The following is a 13,750-nucleotide window of genomic DNA, read 5'->3' as shown; positions in this document are numbered from 1 at the left end:
CTAATGTCCTTTAATAAACATTTTCATGATTACTAATACAGAACTTGAGTATAAAGGTAATTTATACCCGAACCATATAGTTGAATTTACACAAGACACCGATAAGCTATATTTTACAACTGATAATGGTGTTGTTCTTCAAATAACCATCCTTAGGGGTAGTGTAGTTAGATTTAGATATGCTACGAATTATAATTTCGAACCAGATTTTTCATATGCCATTGATCCAGACGGAACAATGGGCTATAGCAAGTTAGACGTTGTTGAGAAAGATTCGGAGTATATTATATCTACCGCGAGATTAAGTATTTTGGTTGATAAAAAAACCCTCAGAACTCAAATTTCAGATTTAGCTGGAAATATTATCAATGAGGATGAACTTGGTTTTCATTGGGAAGAGAATTATGAGTACGGTGGCAATACCGTAAAAATGAGTAAGATTTCTCAAGTAGGAGAAAGTTTTTACGGCATGGGAGATAAGGCCATGCATAGTAACCTTAAGGGTAAAAAAGTTGAGAATTGGGTAACTGACCAATTTGCCTTTGCAAAAGAGCAGGATCCTTTATACAAAGCAATTCCTTTTTATATAGGCTTAAGTAAGGGTAAAGCTTATGGAATCTTTTTTGATAATAGTTTTAAAACAAGTTTTGATTTTTCGCAAGAACGCAGAAATATTACTAGTTTTTGGGCAGATGGAGGTGAATTAAATTACTATTTCATTTTCGGCCCAGATATGTCAAGGGTTGTGAGTTCTTATTCCAATCTGACCGGTACACCTGAACTACCGCCAATGTGGGCATTGGGCTTTCATCAATCTAAATGGAGTTATTACCCAGAGAGTAATGTAAAAGAAGTTGCAAACGAATTTCGGAATCTAAGAATACCATGTGATGCTATATATCTTGATATAGATTATATGGATGGTTTTAGGTGTTTTACTTGGGACAAGAATCATTTTCCTGACCCTAAAAGAATGATACAAGAGCTTGAGCAAGATGGTTTTAAGACTGTGATAATGATTGATCCAGGTATAAAAGTGGATCGTGATTATTGGGTGTATAATGAAGCATTAGAAAATGATTACTTCTGTAAAAGGGGAGATGGTCCTTTAATGCATGGTAAGGTTTGGCCAGGTGAATGTAATTTTCCTGATTTTACAAACCCTGCGGTACGAGAATGGTGGGCAGAGTTATATAAAGAATTTATGAGCGAATTAGGAGTTCATGCCGTTTGGAACGATATGAATGAACCTGCTGTAATGGAGGTGCCTACAAAAACGGCACCTTTAGATACTCGACATAATTATGATGGTCATCCGTGTACCCATAGAAAAGCTCATAATGTTTATGGTATGCAAATGGTTAGGGCAACTTATGAAGGGGTGAAAAAATATGTGTACCCCAAAAGACCCTTCGTAATAACAAGGGCGGCATTTGCGGGTACCCAAAGATATTCGTCTACTTGGACAGGAGATAATGTTGCCACTTGGGAGCATTTGTGGATAGCCAACGTACAAATGCAGCGTATGTGTTTAAGTGGTTATTCTTTTGTCGGTTCTGATATTGGTGGATTTGCAGAGCAACCGGATGGTGAATTGTTTGCGAGATGGATACAACTGGGGATTTTTCACCCATTTTGCAGAGTTCATTCCAGTGGAGATCATGGAGATCAAGAACCATGGTCATTTGGTACGGAAATTACAGATATAGTTCGAAAGTTCATTGAATTACGGTATCAACTTCTACCTTATTTGTATACAATGTTTTATAAGTATACGAAAGAAAATAGACCAATGATACAGTCATTAGTGTATTATGATCAAGAAGATACACAAACCCATTTTAGAACAGATGAGTTTGTTTTCGGGGAAAAAATATTGGTATGCCCAATACAAGAACCAAATGCTCAAGGTCGTAGAATGTACATTCCAAAAGGAGAGTGGTATGATTTTTGGACTCACGAGTCTGTAACAGGTGGTAAAGAAAAATGGGTAACTGCCGGTTTAGATAAATTACCAATTTTTATTAAAGCAGGAGCTATAATCCCGAAATACCCAATTCAGCAGTACGTTGGTGAAAAGAAAATTGAAGAGTTGTTACTCGAAGTTTATTATAAAGAAGGAGTAGAAGCATCAGAAGTATATGAAGATGCAAATAATGGGTATGATTATAAAAAGGGGAGGTACGCTCTTAGTAATTATAAGCTGACAGGTAAAGAAAACTCGTTGACAATTCAATTATTTAAAGATGGGAGTTTTGAAACAGAATATGATACAATAAAGTTTAATCTTTATGGCTTACCATTTGTAATTGAAAGTGTAATGGTAGATAATGAAGAAATAGATTTAGAGACTTTATTGTTAAGCGGTGATAACGTTTTACGAATAGACAAAAATTTTACGTTATTGTATCTGTCAGGAAAAGAATAACTTTGTATTTAATTACCATTAACTTAAAAGCTAAATATGAAAAAGATAGTATTAATAGTCCTTGTGTTTATAGGTGTTTCTGCTTGTAAGGTAAACCCATTTACTGGTCAGAAAACATTGAATTTTTACCCGAATAGTCAAGTGTTTCCTTCTGCATTTGCACAGTATGACCAATTTTTAACTGAGAATAAAGTAGTTACCGGTACTGCCGATGCTCAAATGATAACAAGAGTTGGGCAACGAATTTCATCGGCAGCTGAACGTTGGTTGGCCGCAAACGGACACCCAGGTTATTTAAAGGATTATAAGTGGGAATATAATTTAGTGAATGATGAGACCGTTAATGCTTGGTGTATGCCAGGAGGTAAAATTGTATTTTATACTGGTATTTTACCAATTACCCAATCAGAAACAGGTATAGCTGTAGTAATGGGGCACGAAGTAGCTCATGCATTAGCGGACCATGGAGCACAGCGAATGAGTGCCGGAACCCTTCAACAAATAGGTGCTGTTGCGGGTAATATCGCAATACAAGATGAACAAAAACGTAATATATTTAACCAAGCTTACGGTATTGGTTCTCAAGTTGGAGTAATGTTACCATTTAGCAGAGGTCATGAAACGGAAGCAGATCTTATTGGTTTGCAAATTATGGCGATAGCAGGTTATGATCCTTATGAAGCTGCAGAGCTATGGAAACGTATGAAAGCAAATAGTGGAGGAGAGGCACCACCAGAATTTATGAGTACGCACCCTTCAAATGATACAAGAATAAATAACCTTGCCGCATGGGCACCAGATGCTGTTGCTGAGGCTGCAAAATTTGGGGTTACTAAATTTAACTAAAAACTAAACGTTTATTGTATATTGAAGCCGTTCTTATAGAACGGCTTTTATTTTTTTATGGCAAAAACACTAGTTTTAAAAGGAAGTAAAAAATTATTGAATGCATGGGCCTTTTATGATTGGGCCAATTCGGTATATAGCTTAGTAATTTCATCTGCGGTATTCCCAATATTTTATGGCGCACTTTTTAGGGTTGCGGGTATAGAGAAAGTAACGGTTTTTGGAGGTGAAATTGCAAGAGCACCGTTAATTAGCTACACCACATCACTGGCTTTTGTTTTCATTGCCATAATTACTCCATTAATTTCTGGTATTGCCGATTATTTAGGGAACAAAAAAATGTTCATGAAATTTTTTTGTTACTTAGGCGGACTTTCATGTATAGGATTAAATTGGTTCTCCTTAGAAAATATTTATTTCGGTCTTCTTTGTTATTTTTTAGGTTTAGTAGGTTTCTGGGTAAGTTTTGCTATAAATAATTCTTACTTACCAGATGTTGCTTTTCCAAAACAACAAGATTCTATAAGTGCAAAAGGTTTTTCGTTAGGCTATATAGGTAGTGTAATTCTTCTAGTTTTCAATTTAGCAATGGTAATGAAACCTGACTTTTTCGGAATAATTACAGATGAAGCCGGTGCTGCCGAAATAAAAGCGATGAAATATTCATTTGTTACCGTAGGTATTTGGTGGATACTTTTTGCCCAGTATAGCTTTTATTTCCTCCCTAAGGGATTTAAAAAAGAAGGCAAAAGGACGAATATTATTTTAAACGGTTTTAAAGAACTGAAAATGGTATGGTTGCAGTTAGGAGAACAAGTTAAACTAAAAAGATACTTAGGAGCATTCTTTGTTTATAGTATGGCCGTGCAGACCGTAATGTTGATAGCTACATATTTTGGAGAGGAAGAGATTGCTTGGGGAACTGCTTCTGAACGAACAACAGGTCTCATTATTAGTATATTAGTCATACAGTTAGTTGCGATATTCGGTGCTATTGTAACAGCAAAAGCGTCAGAGAAACATGGTAATATCAAAACTTTGATTGTGGTAAATGCCCTTTGGGTCTGTATTTGTATTTATGCTTATTTTGTAGTCACACCTACCGATTTTTATATTGCCGCAGGTTGTGTTGGTTTGGTGATGGGCGGTATTCAAGCACTATCAAGATCAACATATTCAAAATTTTTGCCTGAGACTACCGATACAACCTCTTTTTTTAGCTTCTATGATGTTGCTGAAAAGATTGGAATAATCATTGGTACCTTACTTTATGGTATTGTAGCTCAATTAACGGGTAGCATGAGAAGTTCAATTATATTTTTGGGACTTTTCTTTTTAATTGGAATGTTCTTACTACTGCGAGTAAAAGAATCAAAAAAGCCCCTTTAAAAGAGGCTTTTTTTAATTGATTGTTCGCTATTTTGATTTTAAGGATTATCCTTTAGAAATATCGCCAGAACCAGAAGTTTTAGTGTCCACTTTTTCAGGATTGCCTCTATATGAAATGTCACCTGAACCAGAAACTCGGGCCTTAATTGATTTTTTGGCAGTTACTTGAATGTCAGCTGAACCCGATATTGTTGCATTTACATTATCTGCTTCTAGGTCATAAGCTTCAATATCACCACTGCCTGAAATTGTTGCATCAAAATCGGTGGTATTACCACTTAAATTAATATCCCCAGAACCAGACATATTTGCGGATATAGAACCAGTATCAATATCTAAAGTAATATCCCCTGAACCGGACATTGATGTAGTGAATTTATCTGTCTTAATTGTAGTTTTTCCGACGATATCACCAGAACCAGACATGGATACTGTATTAATAGACTCAACAGGAACAGTGATTCTTATTTCAGATTTCCAACTACTTGTTTTAAGGTTTACACCTTTTTTAGTTTTAATTACAAGCTTACCATCTTTGACCTCGGTAATAATGTATTCTAAAAGATTTTCTTCACCCTGTAAAGTGATTTCGCCTTCGTTTCCTGATACTAAATCGACATCGAACCAACCAGATACTGCAACTCCGTCGTAGTTACCAGTATTTCTTTCTATGGTGACATTATTTCCATTCCCTTTTATTGTTCTTCCCCATTGTGCAGAACAGGATAGAGATATTAAACCTGCACATAATAAAACACTTAATTTTTTCATGATTTTCATTTTTAATTGATTGATTGACTATTTTTTGGTAAAACTAATTCCGCCGTAGTCACTTGATAACGTTACTTTATTATCACTTCCTTTAGAGCCATAGTAACCTTCATAATGCTTGTCAGATGATTTTTCAGTACTAATGTTAATGGTGAAGTCATCTTTACCACTTACACCCGCATAACTTGTGGTAATATCAAAATCGAAATGATATTCACTATTATAACCAATTTTGATTCCTGTATAATCTGTTCTAATATTAACATCGCCTGCATCAGCTGCTAATTCATCTATTCTTACAGATCCATAATCTGCCACAATAGATACATCACCGTGAACAATACCAAGCTTTACAGTAATATAATCACCATTACCATCTATACTTTTCAATTCTTCAATATCCATATTTCCATAGTCACTGGTATATTCCAAATTTTCCATTTTTCCAATGCTGGCATTAGTGTAGTCGGCATTTATACTAAGGTTTCCTGCTTTTTCTATGGTAAACCCTGAATAGTCTGCCCTAATTTCACCACTATTAATGTATCCGATGGTAGACTTAGAAGTATAGTCGAAATTTAAACGATTATTTCGTCCTCTTAATTCTCCTATTTCTAGGCGACCATAATCACAATTGATTCGTGCATGACCGTCAATTCTATCTAAGATTATATTACCATAATCATTATTTAAATCTACGTTATTTTTAACGGGAACCTTAATAGTATAATTAATCTGCATATTAACATTGCTGTTATTACCCCAATTCCACCCCCAACCATTACTGCTTTTATTAAAAATAGTTTCTGCGGAAACTCGGTCGTTACTAGCCTCAAAATCTACAGAAATATCATCTAATTTCTTTTGAACTTTTTCTTCATTATTACCATTGGTTTTAATGTGTACCTCTATAACAATACGATTTTCGTTCCAAGAAGTAATATTTAAATTACCATAAGAATTGCTAACTTTTAATAATGCATTTGGACTTACATCAAATTCCTTTTTTATGGTTTTTTCTTTAGTGTGTTTTCCATCAAAACTCTTGTCGTGAGCAGAAACAACCGTTGAGAAAGCTAGTATTAGTAGCCAAGTATATTTAAATAGTATAGTTCGCATCATTTGTATTTTTTATAGTTTTAATATTTTCTATCTGTATCATAACTTCATTCAGAAGTTCTATTCTGGTTTGGAAATTTGTAATCATGGCGCTTAGTATTAATTTACTATTACCACCATTTAAAAGGTCTTGTTCCATTTTGGTGTAATTCAATTCAAGTTTTTTTAATTGAACCATTGTATCATTAATTATTCTTTCGGTCTCAGGAGATTTCTCAGAATTCAAATCGTTTATTTGCTCTTGAATTAAATTTGCAAAGTAAAATTGAGTTTTAGAAGCCTCCGGCGAAATTTGGGCAACCTTGTCTTCAATAGAGGTCGAAGTATTATACTGAAAAACTCCGACAGTAAATAGAAGCGTGATTGCGGCAGCAATTGATGCAATTCTCATCCAAGAATTTTTCTTTTCTGGTATAAGGGTAGCAACGTCTTTCGATTCATTTAATTTATTCAAAAAACGTAATTGATGACCTTCATTTGGCTCCTCAAAATCCACATTACCCTTTAGCTTTATAAATAGCTCTTCTATAGTATCTTTTTTCATCAGATTGTTAGTATCAATTTTTTTCTAAGACTTTCTTTTGCTCTTGAAACGGTAGTTCTGCAATTGGCATAACTAATGTTCATAATCTCACTTATTTCTTCATAATCAAACCCTTCTATTAAGTGTAAGGTCAAAGAAACTCTGTAATTATCCTTTAAATCTTTCATGGTCTCCATCACTTTTTGAGCCTTTAGTTCTGTAAACACATGATCAGAGGAAATTCCATTATTATCTTCGACCTTGTACAATACCTCATCTAAAGCAACTTCATTCTTTTTTTGTTGCTTTCTATATTGATGAATGCTGTTGTTAATTACAATTCGTTTTAGCCAGGATCCAAAAGTTACCTCCCCTTTAAAAGTATGCAGTTTCGTGAAAGCGCTTAAAAACGATTCTTGCATAATATCTTCTGCTTGGGCAGTGTCTTTAACGATCCTTAATGCTGTATTGAACATGGCCTTGTAATACCTATTGTACACTTCTAGCTGTGCACTATGTTTACCGGCTATGCAATTATGCAAAAGCTCATCAATATGTTCTCTTTGTTGGCTCAAAAAGTGATTGGTTTAGGTAATGATGATTCAATTTACGGTTTGTTACAGTTTAGTAGAATTAATATATTAATATTCTTTTTTTATAAAACTTCTTAATAATAAGTACTGAATATTTCAGTTGGCATAAGAATTGAATTAGGAATAGCGGAAAGAGATTTTAATTGTTGTAATCGCATTGTTTTCATTGCCCTTATAGCATTTATGTATAATTTATAAAAATAAAATTCTGTTACGATAATGACAGAATGACCGATATATGAGCATGAAAGATTCTAAATTTTCAAATTTTGACAATATGTCTTTACAGGGGATCGATCAGGATTCTGAGTTAATACCGTTATTGACCCCTGAAGATGAAGAGCAAATGAATAGTGAAACGTTGCCAGAGACGCTACCTATTTTGCCTCTAAGAAATACAGTGCTTTTCCCCGGTGTAGTAATACCTATAACCGCAGGGAGAGATAAGAGCATTCGATTAATTAAAGATGCAAATAACGGGTCTAAGGTTATCGGTGTGGTTTCTCAGAAAGATGAGGAAACCGAAAATCCTGATGTTAAGGATATTAATACTTTAGGAACAGTAGCTAGAATATTACGCGTACTACAAATGCCAGATGGTAATACAACAGTTATTATACAAGGTAAGAAGCGATTTGAGATTGCTGAAGTTTTAACTAAAAAGCCATACATAACGGCTACAGTTAGGGAGACTAAAGAAGTAAGACCAAAGAAAAATGATAAAGAGTTTTCAGCAATTATTGAATCAATAAAAGAGTTGGCGCTTAAGATTATTAGGGATAATCCGAATATACCAAGTGAAGCCTCTTTTGCTATAAAAAATATTCAAAGCGATTCATTTCTTATAAATTTTGTATCCTCTAATCTAAATTTAGATGTAAAGGCTAAACAAGATTTATTGGAGATAGGTAGCTTACAAGAAAGAGCATTGGCAACATTGAAATATATGAATGTTGAGATGCAGAAATTGGAGCTTAAAAATGATATACAATCAAAGGTTAGAAATGATTTAGATCAGCAACAACGCGAATATTTTCTACACCAGCAGATGAAAACCATACAAGAAGAGTTGGGTGGTGTTTCTTATGATGAGGAGTTTGAGGAGATGAAAATCAGAGGCAAAAAGAAAAAATGGGGTAAAAAGGTTAAAGAGCATTTTACAAAGGAGTTGGCTAAAATGCAACGAATGAACCCTCAAGTGGCAGAATATTCTATTCAAAGGAATTATCTGGACCTTATGCTTGATTTACCATGGAAAGAATTTTCAAAAGATAAATTTGATTTAAAACGAGCACAACGAATTTTAGACCGTGATCACTATGGTCTTGAAGATGTAAAACGCCGTATCATAGAATACTTGGCTGTTTTAAAATTGAGAAATGACATGAAGTCGCCAATTTTATGTCTTTATGGCCCACCAGGTGTTGGTAAAACTTCATTAGGTAAATCGGTTGCAGAAGCACTAGGAAGAGAATATGTAAGAATATCTTTGGGTGGTTTGCGTGATGAAGCTGAAATTAGAGGACATCGTAAAACTTATATTGGTGCAATGCCAGGTAGAATTATTCAAAGTCTTAAAAAAGCAGGGACATCCAATCCTGTTTTTATTTTGGATGAGATAGATAAATTATCCAACAGTAACCAAGGTGATCCTTCATCTGCTATGTTAGAGGTTTTGGATCCTGAACAGAACAGTGATTTTCATGATAATTTTTTAGAGCTAGGGTATGACTTGTCGAAAGTAATGTTCGTTGCCACTGCCAATAACTTAGGCAGTATACAACCAGCACTTAGAGACCGTATGGAAATTATACATGTGAGCGGTTATACTATAGAAGAGAAAGTAGAAATAGCTAAAAAACATTTGTTGCCTAAACAATTAACCGAGCATGGTTTGAATACAAGCCACTTGAAAATAGGTAAACCACAATTAGAGAAAATAGTTGAAGGGTATACCCGCGAATCAGGTGTTCGTTCATTAGAGAAGCAAATTGCAAAAATGGTTCGTTACGCAGCCAAATCGATTGCTACAGAAGAGGAATACGAGATTAAAGTAAGTAATGATATCATTATCGAAGTTTTGGGAGCCCCGAAAATGGAGCGTGACAAGTATGAAAATAACGAAGTGGCAGGGGTTGTAACTGGTCTTGCATGGACAAGTGTCGGTGGTGATATTCTGTTTATAGAATCTATACTTTCAAAAGGAAAAGGTACTATGACTATTACCGGTAACCTCGGTAAGGTAATGAAGGAGTCTGCAACTATTGCGATGGAATACATTAAATCAAATGCAGAACGATTTGGTATAGACCCTTCTATTTTTGAAAAATACAATGTCCACATACATGTGCCTGAGGGAGCTACGCCGAAAGATGGGCCAAGTGCGGGTATTACTATGCTGACATCGTTGGTTTCTTTATTTACTCAAAAACGTATAAAAAAGAGTTTGGCTATGACTGGCGAAATTACTTTGCGTGGAAAAGTTCTACCAGTGGGAGGTATTAAAGAAAAAATTCTTGCAGCTAAAAGGGCGCGAATCAAGGAAATTATCCTTTGTGCCGATAATGAGCGGGATATTAAGGAGATAAAAGAATCCTATTTAAAAGGATTGACATTTCACTATGTAAAAGAAATGTATGAAGTAATTGATATTGCAATCACTGACGATAAAGTTAAAAACGCAAAAGAGTTATAAATACTCTTTTATTTATACATATGGAACAATGAAAAAAATTACCATAGCTATTGATGGGTTTTCTTCTACAGGTAAAAGTACTTTGGCTAAGCAATTGGCAAAAAAGTTACATTACATTTATGTAGATACAGGTGCAATGTATCGAGCAGTTACATTATTTGCCATGAAAGCAGGTTTTGTAGAGAACGGTAAAATTGATAAGAATCCTTTAATTGGGTCATTGGATGATATTAATTTGAAGTTTGTATTTAATGCTGATTTAGGATATGCCGAAATGTACTTGAATGAAGAGAATGTCGAGAAAGAAATTCGAACAATGTCAGTCTCGAAAAATGTGAGTCAGGTTTCCGAAATAGAGGAAGTGCGTAAGAAATTGGTTGCAATGCAGCAGTTAATGGGCACTGATAAAGGAATTGTGATGGACGGTAGAGATATTGGTACTGTCGTATTTCCTGATGCAGAATTTAAGATTTTTATGACGGCTTCTCCAGAAAAAAGAGCGGTAAGGCGTTATAAAGAATTATTGGATAGGGGAGAAGATGTTAAATATGCTGATATCTTAGAAAATGTTCAAAAACGAGATTATATTGATAGTAATCGTGAATTTTCACCTTTAAGAAAGGCTAATGATGCTATTGAATTTGATAATAGTGATTTAGGTTTAGAAGACCAATTTCAAAGAATGTATGAACATGCGCTTCGCATTATTAATAAAGAGGCATAAAAAAAGGGTTAGCATTGCTAACCCTTTTTTTTTCTATTAAATATGTTCTATTTGTTCGGTATAACCAAAACTTGATCAGGGTGAATAACATCCGGATTTTTCAAAATGTTTGTATTGGCTTCGAAAATTGCTTTATATTTCATAGCGTCACCATAATAATGTTTTGCTATTTTACTTAAAGACTCACCACCTTTAACAACGTGTCTGTGATAAACAGAATCGTCTTCAACTGTAATGTTCGCTTTTATGTCAGACGGACTTTCGCCACCTAATTCTTTTATTTTATCCCACATTAGGTCTTTTTCGTAAGGAGTTTTTGCTTGTCCTTTTATTTTTAGAATATCACCTTCAACGGTAACATTTCCATCTTTTATACCCAATTGCTCACCTAGGTCTAAAAGACCTTGATACTTCGCTTTAACACTCATAATTTTACTTTTTAATGGTTAATATAATGCTTGTAAGATACATATATTTAAATAATTGAAGTTTAAAAGCCATTCATATTATTTAAATGCATGGTTCGTAACATGTTGTGTTGTCTATTTTAAATAAAATGTTTATTTTTGCACACCTTTTTTGCAAGGAAGTCAAGAGAAAAAGGATTAAAAAAATCAATATAACTACTTTCATAGTCGTTGCCTAAGTCTTGATAAGGTTATGAAATACAAATTAATAATCAGCAAATGGCTGAAGAAAAAACAAACGCAGAGGTAGCTGAAACTACCGAAGCAACACAACAAGCTGCTGTAGAGACTCCACAGCAAGATCCACAAGAATTTTTAGAGAATTTCAATTGGGAAAAATACGAACAAGGAATTGAGCGTGTTGATGATTCTAAATTGAAAGAATTTGAAAAATTAGTGGCTGAAAATTTCGTTGACACTGCAGATGCAGAAGTAGTTGAGGGAAAAGTAGTTTATATTACTGATAGAGAAGCTATCATAGATATCAACGCAAAATCTGAAGGTGTAATTTCGTTAAACGAATTTCGTTACAACCCAGGTTTAAAAGTTGGTGACAAGGTAGAGGTCTTGATTGATATCCGTGAGGATAAAAGTGGTCAATTAGTATTGTCTCACAGAAAAGCAAGAACTATCATGGCTTGGGATCGTGTTAACGCGGCTCATGACAAAGAAGAAATCGTTAGTGGTTTTGTTAAATGCAGAACTAAAGGTGGTATGATCGTTGATGTTTTTGGAATTGAGGCATTCTTGCCAGGTTCACAAATCGATGTGAAGCCTATTCGTGATTACGATCAGTATGTAAACAAAACAATGGAATTCAAAGTTGTGAAAATCAACCACGAATTTAAAAACGTTGTTGTTTCTCATAAAGCGCTTATTGAAGCGGATATTGAAGAGCAGAAAAAAGAAATCATTAGCCAACTTGAAAAAGGACAAGTATTAGAAGGTGTCGTTAAAAACATTACTTCTTACGGTGTCTTTATTGATCTTGGTGGTGTTGATGGTCTTGTACATATTACTGACCTTTCTTGGAGTAGAATTAATCACCCGAACGAGGTTGTTGAATTGGACCAGAAATTAAATGTTGTAATTCTTGATTTTGATGAAAACAAATCTAGAATTCAATTAGGTCTTAAGCAATTAGAGAAGCATCCTTGGGAAGCTTTAAGTGATGAGATTAAAATTGGAGACAAAGTTAAAGGTAAAGTAGTCGTTATAGCTGATTACGGCGCATTTATTGAAGTTGTTGAAGGTGTTGAAGGTCTTATTCACGTATCTGAAATGTCATGGTCTACACATTTACGTTCCGCTCAGGATTTCGTAAAAGTTGGTGATGAGGTTGAAGCTATTGTATTGACATTGGATCGTGAAGATCGTAAAATGTCTCTTGGTATCAAGCAATTGACTCCAGATCCTTGGACTGATATTACAACTAAATATCCTGTAGGTTCTAAGCATAAAGGTATTGTAAGAAACTTTACAAACTTTGGTGTTTTCGTTGAACTAGAAGAAGGTATTGATGGTTTAATTTATATCTCTGATCTTTCTTGGACTAAGAAAATCAAACATCCATCTGAATTCACTAATGTTGGTGATACTTTAGAGGTTGAGGTATTAGAATTAGATGTTGATGGTCGTAAGTTAAGCTTAGGTCATAAACAAACTACTGAAAATCCTTGGGATAAATACGAAACTGAGTTTGCGTTAGGTACTGTGCATACAGCAACAATATCTGATTTAGTTGATAAAGGTGCTACAATTGAATTTAACGAGGATATTACTGCATTTATACCACAACGTCACTTAGAGAAAGAAGATGGTAAGAAACTAGGTAAAGGCGATGAAGCAGAATTCAAGATTATTGAGTTCAATAAAGACTTCAAACGTGTAGTAGCTAGTCATACTGCTATTTTCCGTGAAGAAGAGCAACGTAATGTTAAAGCTGCTGTCAAAAGACAAACAGCTAGTACAGAGGAAGCTAAGACCACATTGGGGGATGCTAACGACGCGTTACAAGCATTGAAGGAAAAAATGGAAGCTGCTGATTCTAAAAAGAAGAAGTAATTTCATAATATATTCCTTAACAGGATTAAAAATAAAAGCCCGGATATATCCGGGCTTTTTTCATTTAATCAGTTCCTATTAGGGTTCTAACAAAATGAATTACTAGGGGAGATTTTAATATGAATAAAGTT

General features: G+C 34.4%; 11 protein-coding genes. 6 read left to right on the top strand and 5 right to left on the bottom strand.

The window, feature by feature from the left end:
• The first annotated feature begins 25 nt into the window (after positions 1–25).
• Genes AAC084_RS13160 through AAC084_RS13150 form a run of 3 tightly spaced genes read left to right on the top strand, consistent with a single transcriptional unit; the run spans position 26 to position 4,663 of the window.
• Positions 26–2,428, top strand: coding sequence for a glycoside hydrolase family 31 protein (locus AAC084_RS13160; RefSeq protein ID WP_339840668.1), 2,403 nt, complete (start codon positions 26–28; stop codon positions 2,426–2,428).
• 36 nt (positions 2,429–2,464) lie between these two features.
• Positions 2,465–3,274: a M48 family metallopeptidase gene (locus tag AAC084_RS13155; protein WP_339840667.1), complete on the top strand. Its 810-nt coding sequence runs from the start codon at positions 2,465–2,467 to the stop codon at positions 3,272–3,274.
• 57 nt (positions 3,275–3,331) lie between these two features.
• Positions 3,332–4,663 carry an MFS transporter gene (locus AAC084_RS13150; protein WP_339840666.1) on the top strand — a complete coding sequence of 444 codons (1,332 nt, stop codon included), beginning with the start codon at positions 3,332–3,334 and terminating at the stop codon, positions 4,661–4,663.
• Between the two features lie 45 nt (positions 4,664–4,708).
• Here the strand turns inward: AAC084_RS13150 and AAC084_RS13145 are convergent, their stop codons facing one another.
• Genes AAC084_RS13145 through AAC084_RS13130 form a run of 4 tightly spaced genes read right to left on the bottom strand, consistent with a single transcriptional unit; the run spans position 4,709 to position 7,651 of the window.
• On the bottom strand, positions 4,709–5,434 hold the full coding sequence (locus AAC084_RS13145) for a head GIN domain-containing protein (RefSeq protein WP_339840665.1): 726 nt from the start codon (positions 5,432–5,434) through the stop codon (positions 4,709–4,711).
• A gap of 27 nt (positions 5,435–5,461) precedes the next feature.
• Positions 5,462–6,553: a hypothetical protein gene (locus tag AAC084_RS13140; protein ID WP_339840769.1), complete on the bottom strand. Its 1,092-nt coding sequence runs from the start codon at positions 6,551–6,553 to the stop codon at positions 5,462–5,464.
• Entirely contained in the window at positions 6,534–7,097 is a 564-nt protein-coding gene (locus tag AAC084_RS13135; protein ID WP_339840664.1) for a hypothetical protein, read from the bottom strand. The genes AAC084_RS13140 and AAC084_RS13135 overlap by 20 nt, the downstream gene beginning before the upstream one ends.
• The gene (locus AAC084_RS13130) at positions 7,097–7,651 is read right to left on the bottom strand and encodes an RNA polymerase sigma factor (protein ID WP_339840663.1); all 555 of its coding nucleotides are present in this window, start codon (positions 7,649–7,651) and stop codon (positions 7,097–7,099) included. The genes AAC084_RS13135 and AAC084_RS13130 overlap by 1 nt, the downstream gene beginning before the upstream one ends.
• Before the next feature lie 262 nt (positions 7,652–7,913).
• Here AAC084_RS13130 and lon point away from each other — a divergent pair, with 262 nt between their 5' ends.
• Together lon and cmk are read left to right on the top strand one after the other, a co-directional pair.
• A complete protein-coding gene (lon, locus tag AAC084_RS13125) occupies positions 7,914–10,364 on the top strand; it encodes an endopeptidase La (protein ID WP_339840768.1) in 2,451 nt (816 codons plus the stop codon).
• Positions 10,365–10,392: 28 nt separating this feature from the next.
• The gene (gene cmk / locus AAC084_RS13120) at positions 10,393–11,088 is read left to right on the top strand and encodes a (d)CMP kinase (RefSeq protein WP_339840662.1); all 696 of its coding nucleotides are present in this window, start codon (positions 10,393–10,395) and stop codon (positions 11,086–11,088) included.
• Between the two features lie 47 nt (positions 11,089–11,135).
• Here cmk and AAC084_RS13115 read toward each other — a convergent pair whose 3' ends face one another.
• Positions 11,136–11,516 (bottom strand): LysM peptidoglycan-binding domain-containing protein, encoded by a 381-nt coding sequence (locus AAC084_RS13115; RefSeq protein ID WP_339840661.1) that lies wholly within the window; start codon positions 11,514–11,516, stop codon positions 11,136–11,138.
• Positions 11,517–11,774: 258 nt separating this feature from the next.
• Here AAC084_RS13115 and rpsA point away from each other — a divergent pair, with 258 nt between their 5' ends.
• Positions 11,775–13,619 carry a 30S ribosomal protein S1 gene (gene rpsA / locus AAC084_RS13110; protein ID WP_339840660.1) on the top strand — a complete coding sequence of 615 codons (1,845 nt, stop codon included), beginning with the start codon at positions 11,775–11,777 and terminating at the stop codon, positions 13,617–13,619.
• Positions 13,620–13,750 lie beyond the last annotated feature (131 nt).

Origin of the sequence: uncultured Maribacter sp., assembly GCF_963977385.1 — a bacterium.
Lineage (GTDB): Bacteria > Bacteroidota > Bacteroidia > Flavobacteriales > Flavobacteriaceae > Maribacter.
Note: the sequence above shows the minus strand (reverse complement) of the source record. Positions and strands in the feature narration are given on the sequence as shown.